Genomic DNA, 19,568 nt, shown 5'->3' with positions numbered 1-19,568 from the left:
TCGGACCAGGGCGGGACAAATGGGTGCCGTCCCCTGAAAATGCCCTGTGAAGCCGACGCACCTCGGTCGTCCGCGCGGGCCCTTCCTTACGATGGCCCGGTGACGAGTGAGACCGCGACCGACGCCGCGCACGGTTCGACCGCTTCCGGCGCGCCGGATGAGGTGGCGCCGCGGACGGCCTGGGGACGGCGGCTGAGCCGCTTCGGGTACGTCGAGCGGCCGCACGCCTCGACCCGTGAGCGTCTGGTGGCGCCCTTCCCCGAGCCCGGTACGAAGCTGTGGCGCACGCTGGGCCTCGGCCCGGCCGCGGCCGCCCGGCTGGCCCGCTGGTCCGGGTGGGGCGGCCCGCTGCTCGTCGCGCTGCTCGCCGGGGGGCTGCGCTTCTGGCACCTGGGCAGCCCGCGCGCGGTGATATTCGACGAGACCTACTACGCCAAGGACGCTTGGGCGCTGTGGCACCTGGGCTACGAGGGCACCTGGCCGGACAACGCCAACTCCCTGATCCTCCAGCACCCGCAGAAGATCCCGCTCAGCGCGGACCCGTCGTACGTGGTGCATCCGCCGATGGGCAAGTGGGTCATCGGGTTCGGCGAGTGGCTGTTCGGGCTCAACCCGTTCGGCTGGCGGTTCATGACCGCGCTGCTCGGCACGCTGGCGGTGCTGATGCTCTGCCGGATCGGGCGGCGGCTGCTGCGTTCGACCGCGCTGGGGTGCCTGGCCGGCGGGCTGATGGCGGTGGACGGCCTGGAGTTCGTGATGAGCCGCACCTCGTTGCTGGACCTCATCGTGATGTTCTGGGTGCTGGCCGCGTTCGGCGCGTTGCTGATCGACCGGGACAAGGCACGCGCCCGGCTGGCCGCCGCGCTGCCCGGCGACGGGACGCGGCCCGACGCGCTGACCGGGGCGGCGGTGAAGCTGGGCCTGCGGCCGTGGCGGCTGGCGGCCGGTGTGCTGCTGGGCCTGGCCTGCGCCACGAAGTGGAACGGTTTTCCGTACGTCGCCGCGTTCGGGGTGATGGCGGTGCTGTGGGACGTCGCCGCGCGCCGGGTGGCGGGTGCGCCGCGCCCGTACCGGGCGATGCTGCGCCGCGACGCGCTGCCTGCGTTCGTCTCGATCGTGCCGGTGGCGGTGGTGACCTACCTGGTCTCGTGGACCGGCTGGTTCGTCACCGGCAACGGCTACTTCCGGCACTGGGCGGACGGCCGGGGTGGCACCTGGTCGTGGATCCCGGCGCCGCTGCGCAGCCTGTGGCACTACGAGTACCAGGTCTACGAGTTCAACATCCACCTGACGCAGCCGCACACCTACCAGTCCAACCCGTGGAGCTGGCTGGTGCTGGGCCGGCCCGTGTCGTACTTCTACGAGTCGCCCAAGTACGGCCAGGACGGGTGCACGGCGGTCGGCGGCTGTTCGCGCGAGGTGCTGGCGCTGGGCACGCCGCTGCTGTGGTGGGCGGCGTGCTTCGCGCTGCTGTACCTGCTCTACCGCTGGGCGTTCCGCCGCGACTGGCGCTCCGGCGCGGTCCTGTGCGGGGTGGCGGCGGGCTACCTGCCGTGGTTCAACTACCAGCAGCGCACGATCTTCCTGTTCTACGCGGTGGTGTTCGTGCCGTTCCTGTGCCTGGCGGTGGCCCAGATGCTGGGCGCGGCGCTGGGGCCGTCCGGCGCGACGGAACGCCGCAGAATGTGGGGCGCGGTGGGCGCGGGCACGCTGGTGCTGCTGATCGTCTGGAACTTCATCTACTTCTTCCCGATCTACACCGGCATGACGATCCCGTACCACGACTGGCTGAACCGCATGTGGCTGGAGACCTGGATCTAGGCAGGTCAGGAGCCTGAGAAGGAGCCCCGCGCCGTTCGGTCGACGCGGGGCTCCCTGGTCGTTGTCGGTCGTTGACGGTGGGCCTGGGCCGTCGTCGGACGGCCCAGGGACGGCCCCGCCATGCCCGGGGGACCTCCATGTGGAAGATTTACAGCCCCCGAGACTGCCACTCTTCGCACTCTCTGACCTGCGGCTTAGTCGCGTCCGCGCGCCGGGTAGACCATCCCGTCCATGTCTCGTCCTGATCTTGGCCAGCTGCGCCCGGGGAGGACGCGCCGCCCCGGGCGTGGATGTGGCACGTGGAGCGAAGATCAGCCGTGTCAGTGGCCTCATCGACGGTGTCCGTCATGGCACCTTTCGACGTCTCCCGCCTCCCCACAGGGACTGCCCGCCGCTTGCGTGCACGCGCTCTGGAGTGGCGCTCCTCGACATGAGTCGGCCGCCACGACGGGAAGGCAAGCTCCGCTTCGTTACAAGCGCAACACAGGTAGCAGCCGGTTACACCAACGGTTGTCGTTCTGGTTTCTACTCGGGTAGTTTGGTGGACATGGGGCACCGTGAGATCTATTCGAATGCGCCGTTGGCGCTCACAGTCGTTGAGCTCCGCCACACGGCCAGTACGCCGCTGTCTGAAGCCGACAAGGCAGGGCTGAAGTCACTCCTCGCGAGCACCTTCCCGATCTACAAGCCAGCCCAGCAAGTGAGCATCACCGTCACGCACGCAGGCGCCGCGGAAGACCGGGCCCTGTTCCCCCGCTACATGACGCGGGACTTCACCGAGTCGATCAGCTTCCGCGACAATGCAGTCGTCGTCGAGACGACTCGGTACAAGCGGCGGAGCGCCCTGCGAGAACTCCTGCATCAGGCGGTGGATGCTCGCCAGAAGGTCTCTCCGGTTGACGGTATCGAGCGCTTGGGGATCCGGTACGTAAACGAAGTCCGCGTTCCCAACCTCGAGCACCCGTCCGACTGGGGGCACTGGATCTCCCCGCCTCTGACCAGCATCGCCAGCCTACGTACAGAGGATATGGCGGCCCAGACCTGGCAGGGCGTAACAGTCTTCGGCACCCCGTCCGTGGGAGTCGTGCTTCGGCACGGCAACTTCGAGGGCTACGCCGTCGAACCAGCTGGCGACCTGCGCCGCCAAACCCCTCCGCCAGGCCCCTTCTACCTTCTCGACCTGGACTCCTACTGGCTGCCCGAGGGCGAGGTTCCACAACTCGAGTGGGCCAGCGTCGAAGAGCGATTCGACGCCGTTGGCTTGTCCGCGTACGAGCTGTTCCAGCAGCTGATCACGGACCACTACCGCACGGAGGTGCTCAAGCGTGAACAGTGAGACACGGCGGCCGATGGACTTGGCCACGGCTCCTACTGGCAGCAGCCTTGTGATCGAGCACCAGGAGCCCACGGCGACCACGTCGACCCAGCTGTCAGACCTCACCCAGGCCGCTGGATCACTCCGGTACCAAGCCAAGTTCGTGTTCCAGGACGTGGCCGAGTTCCACGTTGAGCTCCTGTCCCGCGAATGGCGCAAGCGCACCGCCGAGCGCGGGAAGCAGTCGCCGGCCGCGCTACTCGAGGAGCTCGCAGACCTCGGTTTCTCGTGGCGGCACATCGCTCGCATGCTCGGCGTGAGCGTTCCCGCCATACAGAAGTGGCGACGCTCCGGCGGGGTAAGCGGGGACAATCGCATGCAGTTGGCGAGCCTCCTCGCTCTGTGTGACATGGTCCAGCAGCCCGTCATCCACGACGTCGCTTCCTGGTTCGAGATGCCCCTCACCCCGGGTGTACCCATGACTCCGATCGACCTCTTCGCGGAGCGGAGACCAGACCTTGTGCTGGAGCACGCACTCGGGCCGAACGATGTTGAGGAGATTCTCACGGCCTACGCGCCGGACTGGCGCGATCGCTATCAATCCGACTTCGAGGTCTATCGCGATGCGGATGGGGCCATGTCGATCCGTCAGAAGGAAGCGTGACGAGTGCCCGCTGAGATGGAACGCCCGCAAGACCCGCGCGATCTGTACCACGCGTGCGGCGACGATATCGTCGCCGCACGTCCTGTCCTGACGGGCGACGTCTACGAGGGCGTCACCGTTATAGAAACCGACGGTTCCAGGCGCGAGATCACGGCCATGGTCCTCGATCACCCGTGCTCGCTGCGCGTGGACGGGTTGAACCTTGCGCCGCGTCTGAACGTGGGCGAGGTGGTGCCCGTTCCCGGCGCTCAGTGGAACGGCTGTTTCAACCGCATGTTCCTCCCCCCGCCGTTTCCGCAGGCGACCAATGGTGTGAAGGCTTGCGCGGCATTCTTCGATCAGGGGTACTACGTCTCTCCGGAGCAGCTTCAAGCCGGGACCAGGATCGTCTGCCTCGCCCCCTCCGGGATCAACCTCTTCCTCCAGCGCATGGTGAAGCACTCCACCCGCTTGACGGTCGAGACGTCCAAGTTCCAGGAGGCCAACGAGAGTCCCTACGAGGAGGCAGACCTCATCGAGGAGTGGTGCCTCGATCGCGAGGAAGACGGAGTCAAGATCCCCGAAGCCATGTCTGAGTGCATGGACTGGCTCCGGGAAAAGCTCCCCGACGGCCGACGTCGCCAGCAGCTCCTCGAGGGCTCGCAGACTCGAAGTACCGTTCGCCGGGACGCACGGGCCCACCTAAAGGCCCTGCGGCGGCAATATCAGCAGTCGGGCCCCTCCTGAAACAGCACGGAAGGCCGCGCCACAACAGCTCCGATGGACCGGTGACAGGCGCGAATCTGGCTGGCCACCTGAGTCTAGTCTAGCCACTTCAACGATCATGCCTGGAAGCCCGCTCTGGCAGCCGCTGGCGTCATCGGCATGCCGGACGAGGGCGAACGCTACCCATCGGCGCGCGAGCACGGCATGCACGCGCTGCGGCACTTCTACGCCTCGGTTCTGCTGGACGCGGGTGAGAGCGTCAAAGCCCTGAGCGGCTACCTGGGTCACCAGGACGCAGGGTTCACCCTGCGGACGTATACGCACCTGATGCCGAGCAGCGAGAAGCGTACCCGCCAGGCAGTAGACGACCTTTATTCATGCCTCCCGGCCGTGATCGGCCCGGGCCCCACCTGAGCGTTGCCGGCCCACCCGCAGCCAACTTCGGATTGCAGTCCTGCACCTGGTGATGTGCAGATGGGCGAGGGGAACTTATGTTCCCCTCGCCCACAGTTCCGACTTCCATGTCACCCGGGACGGCTACTCGATCCGCCTAGCCGCAAACGGCATATTGGGCTCCAATTTCCTTGTATGCCACCATTCGATGATATTTTCCCTCACCATGAGCACAAACCATGACAGTGCGGAAGCCGGAGCCCCAAGTAGAGCCGCCTGGTAGTCCTCTTCCTCAAAAGAGAGCGACACTCTCCACACCTCGACGCGACCGCCCGGAGAAATCTCAACATCTCCCTGCAGGAGCAGTCTTTCATCCTGGAGATTAAGGCTTACCTCCCGGAACTGGAACTCCGGATCTCCAGGACCTCCACCGAATGGTTCTCGAAGGAGCACTCGAAGCTTGGGCGACATATCCATCGACATTTCTCAAACCTAGCAGGTCGAGGCGTTCGCCTTCAGGTTTCCCGGCTGGTAGTACGCCGTAATGACACCCTGCGGGCTGACTCCCGTCCCCCCTAGAGCGAGAGCGTTGTACACCACCTTGAAGGTCATCGGAGGGCACTGGTAAAGGTTCAAGTAGTAGTACCCGAACGCTGTTTGTCCTCGCGAAATGGTCTGCGCGATCATGCTGTCGTTGAATCCGTGCTTCGGGGCCATATGGCGATAGCCCCAGCTTGAGGTCCCGCACCGGAGCGGAAGGACGGCAGGACCCCTGTAGTAGTTCTTCACGATGTAGGTGGACGACTTGCCCGCGCACGGGTCAGCGGCAGGTGCAGCGCTCGCTGACCCAGCGGACAGCGTCGTGAGCGATGTAGTCGCCGCAGCGAGTACGGCTAGGGTCGCTAAGGCTCGACGAGACAGGTTTCGCACGACTTCCCTTCCCCCAAAACTCTTTTCCGACGGCGCGCTGCCGCCCGAGGTCGAAGAACACTCTATGAACCCCCTATGTTGGGAGCAAGTGATTTTCGGCTACTCGAATCAGACTAAGCAGCCGCTCAGGAACCGTGCCATTGTGAGCCGCTGCGCCAGTGGTGGCTCAACGAACAATCACCGCACCAAGGCACGTCGAACACAGCCCTCAGCCTCTCCCTGTCTAGAGGAATGAAATACAGCCAACATGTCCGAAACAATGACCGGTGCTTATTTGCCCGAGTGGTGATCTGCTCGCAGCCCTTCGCCCGCCAAGCACCTTGTCTTCACCAACGATGGCCGTGCCCTGCGCTGCCGTCGAGCCGACACATCGACCGGGCCTTGGGCCTTCCCAGCACCGGCCAGCACACGACCTGCTGGCGGGCAGAACTGCGGCCCGCCACAGCCAAGCCGTGGAAGCCGGCCACGGCTGCACCGCCCAACACGCCTTCCTAGGCTCATCACTTACGCCGTGCCCCTTGTGGTGAACGCGGCCATCGATGACAGCGTCACCCGGGCACTGCTGGCAAGCTGTGGACGGCGTCCATCAAGCGTCTCCGGACCATGATCACGGCCCCTTGGCGGCCCAGGGCGATCGGCGGCCCACCGTAGTCGCTTGAAAGCCCTGGTCAGCAGCCTGCGGGCCAGCCAGGGCGAAACTCCATCTGCTTCTTCCCGATCTACACCGGCATGACGATCCCGTACCACGACTGGCTGAACCGGATGTGGCTGGAGACCTGGATCTAGGCAGGTCAGGCGTCACTTGCGCCAGAAGAGGTGGTGGGTCACGCCGCTCGGGCTGGGGACCGTGTCCAGGTGGAAGCGGTCCCGCAGGTCGTCGGGCGAGTCCCACAGGCGCAGGCCGGGACCGAGCTTCACCGGGGAGACGGCGATGTGCAGGGTGTCGACGAGGTCGGCGTCGAGGAACTCCCTGATGGTGGTCACGCCGCCGCCGAGCCGGACGTCCTTGCCCCGCGCGGCTTCCCGCGCCCGCGCGAGAACGGTGGCGGGGTCGCCGTCCACGAAGTGGAACGTGGTGTCGGAGAGCGTGATCGACGGGCGCTCGTGGTGGGTCAGGACGAACACCGGCGTGTGGAAGGGCGGCTCGTCGCCCCACCAGCCGCGCCACTCGTGGTCGCGCCACGGGCCGCGTTGAGGGCCGAACTTGTTGCGGCCCATGATCTCGGCGCCGATGTGGTGGCTGAAGTCCCGGGTGAAGTAGTCGTCCAGGCCCCGGCTTCCCCCGGGCTCGGTGCGGCCGGGCCAGCTCGCCGTGGCGCCGGCCCAGGCGAAGAGTTCTCCCGGGTCGATGCCGTGGCCGAAGGGCCGCTCCAGGCTCTGGTCCTCGCGCGCGGCGACGCCGTCGCTGGAGACCGTGAAGTTCTGTACGCGCAGCAGCTGATCCATGTCGTTCCTCATCAGGTCCTGTCGCCTCCTCGTGCGGCGGTGCGCCCCACACCAGCATGTCGAACAGGACAGGTCCGGATCGACAACGCGCCGAGGTTCTTCTCCACGCTCCGGATCTGATCGTTCATGTGACGATCCGGCAACGCTGGGGAACCGCCCCTTCCGTCGCCGCGTCCTCACCGGTGGCCTAGAGTGCCTGCCCGTCACGCGTTCGGCGGTGGTCGTGCGGCGCCGGAGCCGTCGGAGTCCAGGAGGGGCGCAATGCAACGAGGGACCAGGAGTGCCGTCATCGGCGGGCTGATCGCGGTGGTGGTCGGCGGGGTCGCCTACGGCGGCTACGACCTGTACCACGGTGGTCTGACCGGGCACGACGGGTCCGACAACAAGGTGGCGACCGGCCCGTTGTCGGCGACGGAGGTCGGCTCGGCGGCGAACGGGTTCCTGACCGCCTGGGCCGCGGGCGACACCGCGAAGGCCGCGGCGCTGACCGACGACCCGTCGCAGGCGTCCGCCGCGCTGAGCTCCTTCCGGACGAATCTGCACGCCACCGCGTTGACGTTGACACCGAAGCAGGCGCAGGGGGCCTCGACGGCACCGCAGTCGGGCGCGGGCACCGGCGCGAGCACGGGCACCGGCACCGGTGCCGTCTCGGACAGCGTGCCGTTCTCCGCGAAGGCGACGTTCGCCTACGCGGGCCAGCAGTCGAGTTGGGCCTACGACTCGGCGCTGACCGTCGTGCGGGACACCACCACCGGCAAGCCCGTCGTCAAGTGGGCGCCTTCCGTGGTGAATCCGCGGCTGGCCGCGGGACAGTCGCTGGAGGCCGCGCCGACCGGGGCGGCGCCGATGACCGCGGTCGACCGCACCGGCAAGCCGCTGTCGGCCACCGCGTTCCCGTCGCTGTCCGGGATCCTCCAGCAGCTCGCCGCCCGTTACGGCACGAAGGTGCACGGCACGCCGGGCATGGCGGTGCGGGTCCGCGAGGCCAACGGCACGGCCGGGCCGGTGCTGCACACGTTGTCGCAGGGCAAGGCGGGCAGCCCGCTGCCGACCACCATCGACTCGCGCCTCCAGGCGGAGGCGGAGAAGGCGATCAAGACGGAGGGGCCGGACGCGTCGTTCGTCGCCGTGCAGCCGAGCACGGGCGACATCCTGGCGGTCGCCGACAACCCGGCGTACGGCTACGACAAGGCGATGCTGGGGCAGTACGCGTCGGGCTCCACGTTCAAGGTGATCACCGCCTCGACGCTGCTGTCGACCGGCAAGTACACCCCGACGTCGAAGCTGGCGTGCCCGAAGACCATCACGTACGGCGGGCGCAGCTTCCACAACGTGGAGGGCGAGAACTTCGCCAACGCGACGACCGTGGCGACCGACTTCGCCGCCTCCTGCAACACCGCGTTCATCTCGACGGCGAACGTGCTGCCCGACGGCGCGGTGGAGAGCGAGGCGAAGGACGTGTTCGGTCTCGGGCTGACCTGGAACACCGGGGTGTCCAGCTGGGACGGCAAGGTGCCGGCGGGCAGCGGTTCGCTGAAGGCGTCCACGTACATCGGGCAGGGCGAGGTGCAGGTCAACCCGCTCAACATGGCGTCGGTCGCGGCGACCGCGAAGTCCGGCGTCTTCCGCCAGCCGGTGATCGTTCCCGACTCCGTCGACCACCGTCAACTGGCACAGGCACCGCGGCAGTTGGGGTCGACGGTGTCCGCCGAGATCCGCTCGATGATGGTGTTGACCGCCCGCGAGGGCACCGCGGAGCCCACCATCGGCTCGCTCAGCGGTGACGTGGGCGCGAAGACCGGCACCGCGGAGGTGGACGGCCAGACCAAGCCCAACAGCTGGTTCGTCGCCTACCGTGGCGACGTCGCCGCGGCCGCGGTCGTGCCCAACACCGGTGAGGGATACAAGTACGCGGGCAAGATCGTGACGGCGGTACTGTCGGTGAGCTGAGGTCAGCGAGCCGAGGGGGGATCCGTGACGCCGTACGTCGTCGTGGCGGTGCTGTTCGCGGCCGTCACCCACGCGTCGTGGAACGCGCTGGCGCACGGGATCAAGGACCAGTTGCTGGCGTTCACGCTGGTCGGCGGAGGGGGCGCGGTCTGCGGGGCGGTGCTGGCGTGCTGCGCGCCGCTGCCCGCGTCGGCGGCGTGGCCGTACCTGCTGGCGTCGGTGGTCGTGCACCTGGGGTACATGACGTTGCTGATGCAGTCGTTCCGGCTGGGCGACTTCAGCCAGATGTACCCGATCGCGCGAGGCACGGCGCCGCTGGTGGTGACCGTGCTGGCGGCGGTCTTCGTGGGCGAGCGGCCGGACGCGTGGCAGACGGCCGGGGTCGTCGTGGCGTCGGGCGGGCTGGCAGGGATCGCGCTGTGGGGCATGCGGGGTGAGGCCTCCGGGCCGTCCGGCTCACGCCGTCTCGCGCTGGCCGCCGCGATCGGCACGGGCCTGACCATCGCCACGTACACCGTCATCGACGGCGTGGGCGTACGCGCCTCCGGCACGGCCCTGGGCTACACCGGGTGGCTGCTGCTGATCCAGGGCGTCTTCATCCCCGCGTACGCCCTCGTGCGGCGCGGCCACGACTTCGTGGCATGGGTGCGCCCGGCGGCAGGGCGCGGACTGTTCGGCGGGGTGCTGTCGGTGACCGCGTACGGCCTGGTCCTGTGGGCCCAGACGCGGGCCGACCTGGCACCCATCTCGGCGCTGCGGGAGTCGTCCATCATCGTCGGCGCGGTGATCGGCACGGTCTTCTTCAAGGAACGTTTCGGCCGCCCGAGACTGATCGGCGCGGCGTTCATGGTCGCGGGGATCGGACTGATGCTGCGCGGGGGGTGAGGGCCGGGCCGCCGCCGAACAGGGGCAGGACGGCGAGGCCGAGGAGGAAGCCGTAGACGGCCACGAGCCCGTGTTCGTTGCCCTGGATCGCCCACAGGGCGAGGCCGACCGCCGGGACGGCGAGGGCGAGGAGCCGGTGCGTCCGCGTGGCGGCGCGCAGCAGGAGGCCGGCGGCCAGGGTCGCGGCCAGGAAGTACGTCGCCCCGGAACTCCCGGCGAAGTCCCGCGGGTCGGTGCCGTGACCACGCAGTCCGAGGAGGGCGTCGAGGTGCTGCGGGAGGAGCACGCCCGCCGCAAACAGCCCGAGCGTCAGCGGACCGCCCCAGAACCACTGGGCGAGCGCGGCGACGACGGCGAGGGTGACGAGGTTCCAGACGGCTCCGAAGACACCGCCGTTCTGCAGGAAGACGGAGGTCAGCACGCGCCACCACCCGTGCCGACGCGGGTCGTCGTCCAACGCGGCCATCGCCCCGGCCCAGCACAGCTGGACGCCCACTCCCGCCACGGCGACCCCGGTCAGCCCGACCGCGACCCAGGGCACGGGCCGACGCGTGAGGGGCCCCGAACCCAACAGGTTCACCCCGCACTTGGCCATCAGCATGAGCAGCCAGGCCGTCGTGAGGTCGAACAGAATGCCACCCATCGCACGCTCCCCCGCCGCCGAACGATCAACGCACTCAAGCTGTCATGGGGGCGACGGCGCTCAACAGAACGGTTTGTGGGGGGCTGCCGATGACATATGTCCCGGGGCGCGGGGCCTGCCGGATCCGGGTTCAGTCGACTGTCGGGATCTCACCTTGCGGGGCCGCGCGAACGCGTAGCGTTGCCGTATGCGTGACGGGCAAGCGCACCGGTGGTGCGAACGCTGCGGAGGGCGGCTGGCCGGGGACAACGGCGGCGGTCTGTGCGGGCCTTGCGTAGCGGGTCGGCGGGAACTCCGCTTCGGCCCTCCTCAGGTCGACGATGCCTTCTGGCGTACCGGCGCGATGCGTGAGGCGCTGGGCTCCTGGCACATGGGACGTGTGTTGAAGGCGTACCGCACTCACCCCTGGCACGCCAAGCCGGTCCCGCAGGAGACGGTAGGGCACTGGATCGGGCTGACGCAGGCCCAGTTGAGCCGGATCGAGAACGGCCCAGCACCCCAGGAGTTGGACAAGCTCATGCGGTGGGCGCATGTCCTGGGTGTTCCGGGAGACCTACTGTGGTTCAAGCTGCCCGCGCACCGGTACGAGAACACGGATCGACGGGCCGCCCGGAAGGAAGAACCGCCCGACATGGAAGCGATGGAACGACGGGCTTTCCTGGCCAGGGGGATCGCCGTCACCGTCCTCCCCGCCCTGACCGTCGACGACTTACGGCATCTCGCTGCGGCCCTGGAGAACGCCCACCGCTACGCCGACGCCCACCTGACGCAAGTGCTTCGGAATCAGCTGACGAGCCTCGCCCTGGACGACGGCTCGCGTGGCGCGAAGAAGGCCCTGCCGCCGGTTCTCGGAATTCTCACGGCCATCGAGTCGATGTCCCGCAGCGCCAAGGGTCCGGCACGGCAGGAGATCCTCGCGGTGGGATCGACCGCGGCCGAGTTCGCCGGGTGGCTCTACCGGGACGCCGGGATGACCGAGACCTCGGAGCACTGGCGTGACCGGGCGGTCGACTGGGCACGGGAGGCATGCGCAGCGCCGCTGCAGGGATACGCCATGCTGCGCAAGAGCCAAGGATGCTGGGACAACCGCGATGCCCGGCGCATGGGCGAGTTGGCCCGCGCCGCGCAGCACCGCGCCTGGCGGCTCCCGGACCGGGTCAGAGCCGAGGCCCTCCAGCAGGAGGCCCAGAGCATGGCGATGCTTGGCGAGCCACTGCGCTCGGTCGAGGGCAAGCTCGACGCCGCACGAGAGGTGTTGGCTGACGTGACGGCCACGGATGACGGTGCGGCGGAGAGCGAGCCGCGGTCCGGCTACAGCATGGCCACCCTGGATCTCCAGACCGCCATCTGTCTGGCCGAGGCGGGTCAGCCGATGAGAGCGGTCGAGTTGTACGAACGGTGCCTCGCCCAGAACACTTTGTCGTACCGGGATTCCGGCTATTTCACGTCCTTGATGGCGGCCTCGCTGGCTGAGGCCGGAGAACCAGCAGAAGCTGCGACGGCAGGGGCCACCGCCTTGCGGGTGGCCGAGGCCACGGCGTCCGGCCGTACTGTGCGGGAGTTGGTCCGGCTCTCCGTACGGCTTACTCCGTGGGCCGGGTTGGCGGCGGTACGGGAGCTGCGGGACGCCGTGTACTCGGGGACTTCCGGCCCGGCTTCCCGTCGGCGAGGTGCGACCGAAGCGAGCCGTCCGGCTCAGGGCTGAGGCTTGGCGTCGGCGGTACCTTCGCCGTGTTCCGCCATCCACGCCGTCACGGCCCCGATGGCTTCCCGCTGCCACGCTTGGGTCTGCGGGTGGGCGTACTGGGGGTCGTCGTGGACGGCGATGCCGTGCTGGGCGCCCTCGATCTCCAGCAGTCTCTTCACCGGAGCCGCGATCCGGCGCAGGTGGGTCCGCGAGCTGTCCACCGGGATGAAGGTGTCGCCCGTTCCGTGGACGATCAGTGTGGGCTGCACGACGCGGGCCAGGTACTCGGCGGGGCAGACCTGGAAGACCTCGTTGAGCAGCGGTCTGCCCAGCTTGAACGTCGGCGAATGCGGGAGGAACCCGTCCCGGGTCAGATCGGTGGCCTCGGCAGCCGCGATGCGGTTGTCACGCCAGTACGGTTTCTGGTCGATGAATCGCGCCTTGTAGTCGAGCAGCGGGTTGAACAGAACGATGCTGCTCACGAGTTCCGGGGCCCGCCCCGCCGCGATGGCGGTGATTCCGCCGCCGAAGCTGGCTCCGACCAGATGTGCGCGGTCGACGTTCGGAAAGCGGCCGAGCAGCGCACCGGTCGCGGCGCGGATGTCGTTCGCGACGGAGGCGAGGGTGAGGTCTTCCTGTCGGCCTTCACTCGCGCCGTGGCCCCGCATGTCGAAGCGCAGCGCCGCGATGCCAGCCCGGCTGAGGGCCGCCGACAACCTTGTGAAGAACCCACCCTCGTCACGTGTGACTCCGCCTCCGTGCGTCAGCACGGCTACGCCCTGAGCCGTCTGCGGCGCCGTGAGCGTGCCACGCAGGCAGAGTCCGTCAAGGCTGCTGAATTCGAAGTCTTCCTCAACGATGGGCACGGTCGCTTCCTTCCCGCCATACGCGAGATACATACCGGATATGCGGGTCTCAGCATGGTTGCCGGTGTTCATCCCCCACAGGGTGGAGTCATGAAGACCGGGCAGAAACAACTGGCCCCATATGTATGGGAGATGGAGTTCGCGCCCCACGCACGTTGTGTCTTCCTCGTGCGCAGGCGGGTCGAGCGAGCGCTCGTGCGGTGGGGGCTCGGGGATGAGGACGACATCGGCGTCGTCGTGCTCGTGTGCAGCGAACTGGCCACCAACGCCGTCGAGCACGCGCAGCGGCCGTTCCGTGTGCGCGTGACCGCCGACGACGCGGGATGCCTCGTGGAGGTGTCCGACGCCGATCCGGCTCCGCCTCGCTTCGGCGAGACGGCCCGCGCGGACGCCGAACGGGGTCGCGGGCTGCTCCTCGTCGCCGCGCTGTCCCACGCGACGGGCCACCGGCCCGAGCCGGACGGCGGGAAGACCGTGTGGGCACGGATCGGGTGGGGGTGCGGGACGTGAAACCAATCACCCTGCTGCCGAAAGGAGTTCGACCGATGAGCGTTTCCGTCAGCGTCCCTTGGGGGCTTCGCCGGATGAGGCCCTTTCCTCCGGGAGAAACACTGCCCGCGTGCCGCGTCGTACTGGATGCCACGACCCAGACCGGCCGGTGGCTCGCCGAGGACGGTTCGGCGCTGCCCGCACTCGATCGGCACAAGCGGTCCGAGACATGCAAGGAGACCAGCACCCGCACCAGCCTGGACGGCACCACAGATTCCGGATCGGACCAGGAAGGCGACACGGACTGATGCGCGATACCGCTCCGGTGCTGGTCGTGACCCGCCTCGACGACGCCACGGCCGACCTGGTCATCGGTGAGCTGCACCGGCGCGGAGTCCCGGTCATGCGGCTCGATCCCGGGGACTTCCCCGACGAAGTGACTCTCACCGTCGCCTTCGACGCGTCCGGGCCGCACGGCCGGATCGGGACGCGCACACGCACGCTGGACCCGGCCACGGTCCGTTCCGTCTACTGGCGGCGGCCCCGGCCTTACGCTTCGGGCACCGGGCGGACCGCACGATGGTGCGCCGACCAGGCACGCCACGGTCTCGGCGGCATCCTGGCCGCGCTTCCCGGAGCGCACTACGTCAACCACCCGTGGCGCAACCACGACGCCGAACACAAACCCGCACAACTGGCAGTCGCCACACGCTGCGGCCTACGCGTACCGCCCACGCTCATCACCAACGAGCCCGAGCAGGCCCGCCGCTTCGTGGCCGAACAAGGACCGGTGGTCTACAAACCACTGTGGAACGGCGACTTCGCCGACGACGACGGGCGAGCCATGACGGTGTGGATCGAGGACGTGCCCGAGGACTCCGCCGACGCGGGGGTGTCGCGCACGGCTCACCTGTTCCAGAAGCGGCTGGACAAGGCGGCGGACGTCAGGCTGACCGCTGTCGCGGACCGGCTGTTCCCCGTGCGGATCGACGGATCGCCCGGGATCGACTGGCGCCGCCACTACGACAGCCTGACCTACCGTGTGGTCGCCGCGCCGCCGGACGTCGTACGAGGAGTGCGCGCGTACCTCGACCGGTTCGGGCTCGTCTTCGGCGCGTTCGACTTCGGGATCGGCCTGGACGGGAGGTGGTGGATGTACGAGTGCAACCCCAACGGCCAGTGGGCCTGGTTCCCCGACGACATCAGCCGGCCCGTCGCCGTCGCGCTGGCCGACCGGCTTCAGCAGGGAGGCTGAGTACATGAACAACGGCCAGAAGCAGCAGACTCGTTGGGGTCTGGCGGAACAGGCCTGCGCGGAAGGGTCGCCGTGGCGGGAGGCCGTTGCCACCGTTCCCCGGGAGGTGTGCCTCGGGGACGCCGTCTTCCGGGATGAGGGAGGGCGGTGGGCCGTCGTACGGCGACCGGATGTGGGGGACGAGGCGTGGCTGCGGATGGCCTGCCTCGATCGGACCTGGGTCACCCAGGTCGACGGCGTCCATGCCGACGACGACGCGCCCGAAGACCTTGCCGGTGGGCCCACCTGCTCGTCCACGCGGCCCTCGCTCGTCGTGCGGATGCTGGACCTCGCCGGGATCGCGGAAGGCGACCAGGTGCTCGAAGTCGGCACCGGGACCGGGTACTCCACCGCGCTCCTGCGTCATCGGCTCGGCGCCGACCGCGTGACCTCCGTCGAATGCGACCCGGCGATCGCCCGCCGGGCCGCCGACGCGCTGCGAGCCTTCGGACCCGCTCCCCACCTCGTGGTCGGCGACGGGCTGCGCGGCCACGCAGAGCGGGCCCCCTATGACGCCCTGGTGGCCACCTGCGCGGTGCGTTCCCTCCCGTACTCCTGGTTGGCGCAAATTCGCGAGGGCGGGACCGTCGTCGCCTGCCTCGGGGGCTGGATGGGCGCCTCGGGGATCGTAAGGGCGACGGTGAACGCGGACGGGGGCGCGCAGGGGCGGTTCAGCGGCGAGCCCGGGGCTTTCATGCCGGCCCGCCCGCACGCGCCCGGGCCGAGGCCCGACTTCTTCCGGTACGCGGGCGACGTGCGGGAGTGCCGCGTACCGCCGGATGAGCTGGACCACCCGGGTGCGGCGCTCGTGGCCCAACTAGCGGCTCCGTCGGCGGAGTTGGCGTATGCGGACGGCGCACCACTTCTGCGCGACTTCGGTACCGGGTCGCAGGCGTGGACCGAACGGGCCGACGAAGGCTGGGTCGTTCACCAGCACGGGCCGCTGCGGCTGTGGGATCAGGTGGAGGACGCGATCCGGAGGTGGCGAGCGGCGGGGGCGCCCGGGTTGGACGCGTTCGGGGTGAGCATCAGCGCCGACAACGTGCAGCGGGTGTGGCTCGGGAACCCCGACGGCCCCGCCTCGTGGCCGCTGCCCGTCTGAGGCCTCAGGCCCACTCCCCCGCCCGCGAAGGCAGGACCGCCGTCGCCGCGTTCGTCGTCAAGATGCCTCCGTCCACCGGCAAGGTCACCCCCGTGATCCACGCGGCGTCCCGGGAGGCCAGGAACGCGATCGCCGCGGCGATGTCGTCCGGCTCGCCCACGCGGCCCAAGGGGTAGCAGGACGCCAACCGGGCCAGAGTCTCCGGGCGGTCGGACCAGGCGGGGGTGCGGATCGTGCCGGGTTCCACGAGGTTGACGCGGACGCCTCGGGGGGCCGATTCGGCCGCCAGCGTTCTGGTCAGGCCGACCAGGGCCGCCTTCGCCGCGCTGTAGGCGTGGTTGCCGAAGGCGGACTCCGCGTTGACCGAGCCGACCGTGACGATCGCGCCGGCGCCGTCCGCCCGCGCCAGGTGCGGCAGCGCCGCCCGGCAGCAGCGGTAGACGCCGTGCAGCGTGGCCTCGAAGTCCGCGTACCACGGCTCGTCGGCGTGGTCCTCGAAGCGGGGCGGGTCGGGGTGGCAGGCGTAGGCGTTGTTGACCAGGACGGTGAGGTGGCCGAAGGACGCCACGGCGTGTGCCACGGCCGCCTCCACGGACGCGGTGTCCGTGACGTCGCACGCGTGGGCGTGCGCGCCGATCTCCTGGGCGACCCGCTCGGCGCGTTCCCGTACGGCGTCCGTGACCAGGACCTTCGCGCCCTCCGACGCGAAGCGGGCCGCCGTCGCCGCGCCGATGCCCCGGCCCGCCCCCGTGATCAGGACCGCGTGGCCCTCGAATCGCCTCATGCGGGTCAGCGTAGGCAGGTCCGTACCGCGCGCAGAAGAGCCTGGGCGCGCGCGTCCGCGGTGACGGACTTGTAGAGGGTGTTGGTGACGTAGCCGAAGGCGACACCCGATTCGGGGTCGGCGAAGCCCAGCGATCCGCCGCGGCCCGGGTGGCCGAAGGAGCCGGGGGCGAGCAGCGGGCAGGACGGGCCGTGCAGCATGAAGCCGTGCCCGAAGCGGGTGTTGACGACCAGCACGCGGTCCGGGCCCTCGGACTCCGCGCTGCGGGCCACCGCCAGCGTCGCGGGGGCGAACAGCGGCGCGCGGTCGTCCACGCCGGTGGTCAGGGCGGCGTAGCAGCGCGAGAGGGAACGCGCGGTGGCGACCGCGTTGGAGGCGGGCAACTCGCCGCGCAGGTACGCCGCGTCGTTCTCGTCGTACGGCAACTCGATGGCGCCGAAAGCCCGGTTGGTGAGCGAGGCGGGGTCGGCATAGGCGTCGACCACGGACTGCTTGGGGCGGGTGCGCAGGCCCGCGGAGGCGACGACGGGGGGCTCCTGCGCGAGGGCGACCCGGCCGACCCGGTGCGCCTCGGCCTCGGGGACGCCGAACCACAGGTCGAGGCCGAGCGGACGGGCGATCTCTCGCGCGAACCACTGGCCGAGGGTGCGTCCGGTGACGCGCAGCACGAGTTCGCCCAGCAGCCAGCTGTAGGTCTGCGCGTGGTAGCCGTGGTCGGTGCCGGGCTCCCAGGCGGGCGCCTGCGCGGCGACCGCGCGCGGGCCGCTGACGCCGTCCAGGGCCTGGGCGACGGTCAGCGGCACCTCCAGCGCGGGCACGCCGACGCGGTGGGTGAGCAGCTGGCGCACCCGGGCGGCCTCCTTGCCCGCCGCCTTGAACCGCGGCCAGTACGCGGAGACCGGGGCGTCCAGGTCGAGCAGGCCGCGCTGGTGCAGCAGGAGCAGGACGGCGGCGGCCGGGCCCTTACCCGCGGAGCGGATGACCTGGGCGGTGTCGGAACGCCACGGGGTGCCGGGGCGGTCGGCGTGGGCCTCGCCCGCCCACAGGTCGACGACGAGGCGCCCGTGGCGGTGGACGGCGACCGCCGCGCCGCGTTCGCCGCGCTGGGCGAGGTTGGCCGCGAAGGCGTCGCGCACCGGCTCGAAGCCGTCCGCCACGGTTCCGTGGACGCTCACCGGCGCCGCGTCCTGGACGTCCACCACTGTTTCCGCTCGCTCCCGCCCGATGCCACCACTGCCGAAAAGTCCTGTCCATGGTGCACGGCGGCCGGTGCGGACCCGGCGGCGGGGGCGGAAAAGTTGCCCGGCGCCATCCCGGACTAAACCATGGGAACCGTGACAGAGGGCGCGTATCTGAGGTTCCCGCACCTGCACGGAGACCTGCTGTGCTTCGTCGCCGAGGACGACCTGTGGCTCGCGCCGCTGCCCGTCCCCGGGGCCGAGCCGGGCCGGGCCTGGCGGGTGACCGCCGACCGCACGCGGCTGGGGCCGCCGCGCTTCTCGCCGGACGGCACGGTCATCGCGTTCACGAACTGGCGCAGCCTCGACCCGGAGGTGCACGTCGTGCCGGTGGAGGGCGGTCCGGCGCGGCGGCTGACGTACTGGGGCAGCCCGGACGCGCGGGTGTGCTCGTGGACGCCGGACGGGCGGATCCTGGCGGTCTCCTCGCACGGGCAGCCGTTCGCGCACTACTCGATGGCGTACGCGGTCACGCCGGACGGTTCGCCGGGGAGCATGCTGCCGTGGGGGCGGGTCTCCGACATCGCGGTCGCCGACGAGGACGGCGAGCACCGCACGCTGATCCTCAACGGGACGCCGCCGCACGAGCCGGCGAGCTGGAAGCGGTACCGGGGCGGCGCGACCGGGCGGCTGTGGCTGCACGGGAAGCGGCTGCTGGCGGAGGTGCGCGGGCATCTGGAGTGCCCGATGTTCGTGGCGGGCCGGATCGCGTTCCTGTCCGACCACGAGGGCATCGGCAACCTGTACTCGTGCCTGCCGGACGGCTCCGACCTGCGGCGGCACACGGATCACGACGCGTTCTACGCGCGGGCGGCCGCCACGGACGGGCGCAGGGTGGTCTACCAGTGCGCGGGCGAGCTGTGGCTCGCGCAGGACCTGGCGGACCCGGCGGCGGTGCCCAGGCGGCTGGACGTGCGGCTGGGCGGGCCGCGCAACGGCAGGCGGCCGTACCAGGTGCCCGCAGCGTCGAACGTGACGGGGCTGGCGTGCGACACGACCGGGCGGGCCAGCGCGGTGTGCGTGCGCGGAAGCCTGTACTGGCTGACGCACCGGGACGGGCCCGCGCGGACCATCGCCGACCAGCCGGGGGCGCGGGTACGGCTGCCGGTGATGCTGGGCGGGACCGGGCGGATCGCGTTCGTGACGGACGCGGACGGGGAGGACGCGATCGAGATCGTGGACCTGCCGGGGCGCACGACGGCGCGGGCGCGGGCGCGACTGCGGCTGTACGAGCCGGAGGAACCGGACGGTCCCGGGGACGGGGCCGATGGCGGCGCCTCCGACAGCCCCCCCCCCCCCCCCCCACACCCCCCCCCCCCCCCACCCCCCCCCCCCCCCCCCCCCCCCCCCCCCCCC

The 19,568-nt window shown here is 70.0% G+C and carries 17 protein-coding genes and 2 pseudogenes; 13 read left to right on the top strand and 6 right to left on the bottom strand.

Annotation, left to right across the window (positions count from 1 at the left end; translation table 11 throughout):
* Positions 1-99 precede the first annotated feature (99 nt).
* From K7472_RS23005 to K7472_RS22985, 5 genes and pseudogenes are all read left to right on the top strand, one after another.
* Positions 100-1,821, top strand: coding sequence for a dolichyl-phosphate-mannose--protein mannosyltransferase (locus tag K7472_RS23005; RefSeq protein ID WP_372458025.1), 1,722 nt, complete (start codon positions 100-102; stop codon positions 1,819-1,821).
* 547 nt (positions 1,822-2,368) lie between these two features.
* Positions 2,369-3,157, top strand: a complete 789-nt coding sequence (locus K7472_RS23000; protein ID WP_222980431.1) for a TIGR04255 family protein — start codon at positions 2,369-2,371, stop codon at positions 3,155-3,157.
* The gene (locus K7472_RS22995; protein ID WP_308014045.1) at positions 3,147-3,800 is read left to right on the top strand and encodes a hypothetical protein; all 654 of its coding nucleotides are present in this window, start codon (positions 3,147-3,149) and stop codon (positions 3,798-3,800) included. The genes K7472_RS23000 and K7472_RS22995 overlap by 11 nt, the downstream gene beginning before the upstream one ends.
* Before the next feature lie 3 nt (positions 3,801-3,803).
* On the top strand, positions 3,804-4,526 hold the full coding sequence (locus K7472_RS22990) for a hypothetical protein (RefSeq protein WP_222980430.1): 723 nt from the start codon (positions 3,804-3,806) through the stop codon (positions 4,524-4,526).
* Between the two features lie 81 nt (positions 4,527-4,607).
* Positions 4,608-4,919: pseudogene (locus tag K7472_RS22985) on the top strand (site-specific integrase); the annotation flags it as partial.
* A 123-nt stretch (positions 4,920-5,042) separates the two neighbouring features.
* On the opposite strand, the gene K7472_RS22980 reads toward K7472_RS22985, so the two are convergent.
* Positions 5,043-5,381, bottom strand: a complete 339-nt coding sequence (locus K7472_RS22980) for a hypothetical protein (protein WP_222980429.1) — start codon at positions 5,379-5,381, stop codon at positions 5,043-5,045.
* A gap of 1,245 nt (positions 5,382-6,626) precedes the next feature.
* On the bottom strand, positions 6,627-7,274 hold the full coding sequence (locus tag K7472_RS22975; RefSeq protein ID WP_222980533.1) for a dihydrofolate reductase family protein: 648 nt from the start codon (positions 7,272-7,274) through the stop codon (positions 6,627-6,629).
* A gap of 261 nt (positions 7,275-7,535) precedes the next feature.
* Here K7472_RS22975 and K7472_RS22970 point away from each other — a divergent pair, with 261 nt between their 5' ends.
* Together K7472_RS22970 and K7472_RS22965 are read left to right on the top strand one after the other, a co-directional pair.
* A complete protein-coding gene (locus tag K7472_RS22970; protein ID WP_222980428.1) occupies positions 7,536-9,224 on the top strand; it encodes a penicillin-binding transpeptidase domain-containing protein in 1,689 nt (562 codons plus the stop codon).
* 24 nt (positions 9,225-9,248) lie between these two features.
* The gene (locus K7472_RS22965; RefSeq protein ID WP_222980427.1) at positions 9,249-10,109 is read left to right on the top strand and encodes an EamA family transporter; all 861 of its coding nucleotides are present in this window, start codon (positions 9,249-9,251) and stop codon (positions 10,107-10,109) included.
* Here K7472_RS22965 and K7472_RS22960 read toward each other — a convergent pair.
* A complete protein-coding gene (locus tag K7472_RS22960) occupies positions 10,069-10,752 on the bottom strand; it encodes a hypothetical protein (RefSeq protein WP_222980426.1) in 684 nt (227 codons plus the stop codon). The two genes, K7472_RS22965 and K7472_RS22960, sit on opposite strands and share 41 nt — an antisense overlap.
* 187 nt (positions 10,753-10,939) lie before the next feature.
* Between K7472_RS22960 and K7472_RS22955 the strand changes: the two genes are divergently transcribed.
* Entirely contained in the window at positions 10,940-12,457 is a 1,518-nt protein-coding gene (locus K7472_RS22955) for a helix-turn-helix domain-containing protein (protein ID WP_222980425.1), read from the top strand.
* On the opposite strand, the gene K7472_RS22950 is transcribed toward K7472_RS22955, so the two are convergent.
* Positions 12,448-13,377: an alpha/beta hydrolase family protein gene (locus K7472_RS22950; protein ID WP_252396089.1), complete on the bottom strand. Its 930-nt coding sequence runs from the start codon at positions 13,375-13,377 to the stop codon at positions 12,448-12,450. The two genes, K7472_RS22955 and K7472_RS22950, sit on opposite strands and share 10 nt — an antisense overlap.
* An 18-nt stretch (positions 13,378-13,395) precedes the next feature.
* Here K7472_RS22950 and K7472_RS22945 point away from each other — a divergent pair, with 18 nt between their 5' ends.
* The 4 genes from K7472_RS22945 to tgmC are packed head-to-tail and all read left to right on the top strand — an operon-like array spanning position 13,396 to position 16,190.
* Positions 13,396-13,815 (top strand): ATP-binding protein, encoded by a 420-nt coding sequence (locus tag K7472_RS22945; protein WP_252396088.1) that lies wholly within the window; start codon positions 13,396-13,398, stop codon positions 13,813-13,815.
* 35 nt (positions 13,816-13,850) lie between these two features.
* Entirely contained in the window at positions 13,851-14,102 is a 252-nt protein-coding gene (gene tgmA, locus K7472_RS22940) for a putative ATP-grasp-modified RiPP (RefSeq protein ID WP_222980424.1), read from the top strand.
* Entirely contained in the window at positions 14,102-15,049 is a 948-nt protein-coding gene (tgmB, locus tag K7472_RS22935; protein ID WP_222980423.1) for an ATP-grasp ribosomal peptide maturase, read from the top strand. Before tgmA ends, tgmB begins: the two co-directional genes overlap by 1 nt.
* A 4-nt stretch (positions 15,050-15,053) precedes the next feature.
* A complete protein-coding gene (gene tgmC / locus K7472_RS22930; protein ID WP_222980422.1) occupies positions 15,054-16,190 on the top strand; it encodes an ATP-grasp peptide maturase system methyltransferase in 1,137 nt (378 codons plus the stop codon).
* Positions 16,191-16,194: 4 nt separating this feature from the next.
* On the opposite strand, the gene K7472_RS22925 is transcribed toward tgmC, so the two are convergent.
* Positions 16,195-16,974, bottom strand: coding sequence for an SDR family NAD(P)-dependent oxidoreductase (locus K7472_RS22925; RefSeq protein WP_222980421.1), 780 nt, complete (start codon positions 16,972-16,974; stop codon positions 16,195-16,197).
* 5 nt (positions 16,975-16,979) lie between these two features.
* A complete protein-coding gene (locus K7472_RS22920) occupies positions 16,980-18,149 on the bottom strand; it encodes a serine hydrolase domain-containing protein (RefSeq protein WP_222980420.1) in 1,170 nt (389 codons plus the stop codon).
* 159 nt (positions 18,150-18,308) lie between these two features.
* On the opposite strand from K7472_RS22920, the pseudogene K7472_RS22915 reads away from it, so the two are divergent.
* A pseudogene (locus K7472_RS22915) lies at positions 18,309-19,568 on the top strand (peptidase S41); the annotation flags it as partial.

Source organism: Streptantibioticus parmotrematis (genome assembly GCF_019890615.1).
GTDB lineage: Bacteria > Actinomycetota > Actinomycetes > Streptomycetales > Streptomycetaceae > Streptantibioticus_D > Streptantibioticus_D parmotrematis.
This window is presented reverse-complemented; position numbering and strand designations above follow the sequence as displayed.

What these genes read in the sequence shown, in the direction of transcription:
- K7472_RS23000 (WP_222980431.1), top strand. Translation starts at nt 2,369, where the DNA reads ATGGGGCACCGTGAGATCTATTCGAATGCGCCGTTGGCGCTCACAGTC.
- K7472_RS22980 (WP_222980429.1), bottom strand. Translation starts at nt 5,381, where the DNA reads ATGTCGATGGATATGTCGCCCAAGCTTCGAGTGCTCCTTCGAGAACCA.
- K7472_RS22975 (WP_222980533.1), bottom strand. Translation starts at nt 7,274, where the DNA reads ATGGATCAGCTGCTGCGCGTACAGAACTTCACGGTCTCCAGCGACGGC.
- K7472_RS22970 (WP_222980428.1), top strand. Translation starts at nt 7,536, where the DNA reads ATGCAACGAGGGACCAGGAGTGCCGTCATCGGCGGGCTGATCGCGGTG.
- K7472_RS22960 (WP_222980426.1), bottom strand. Translation starts at nt 10,752, where the DNA reads ATGGGTGGCATTCTGTTCGACCTCACGACGGCCTGGCTGCTCATGCTG.
- K7472_RS22955 (WP_222980425.1), top strand. Translation starts at nt 10,940, where the DNA reads ATGCGTGACGGGCAAGCGCACCGGTGGTGCGAACGCTGCGGAGGGCGG.
- K7472_RS22950 (WP_252396089.1), bottom strand. Translation starts at nt 13,377, where the DNA reads ATGAACACCGGCAACCATGCTGAGACCCGCATATCCGGTATGTATCTC.
- K7472_RS22945 (WP_252396088.1), top strand. Translation starts at nt 13,396, where the DNA reads ATGAAGACCGGGCAGAAACAACTGGCCCCATATGTATGGGAGATGGAG.
- tgmA (WP_222980424.1), top strand. Translation starts at nt 13,851, where the DNA reads ATGAGCGTTTCCGTCAGCGTCCCTTGGGGGCTTCGCCGGATGAGGCCC.
- tgmB (WP_222980423.1), top strand. Translation starts at nt 14,102, where the DNA reads ATGCGCGATACCGCTCCGGTGCTGGTCGTGACCCGCCTCGACGACGCC.
- tgmC (WP_222980422.1), top strand. Translation starts at nt 15,054, where the DNA reads ATGAACAACGGCCAGAAGCAGCAGACTCGTTGGGGTCTGGCGGAACAG.
- K7472_RS22925 (WP_222980421.1), bottom strand. Translation starts at nt 16,974, where the DNA reads ATGAGGCGATTCGAGGGCCACGCGGTCCTGATCACGGGGGCGGGCCGG.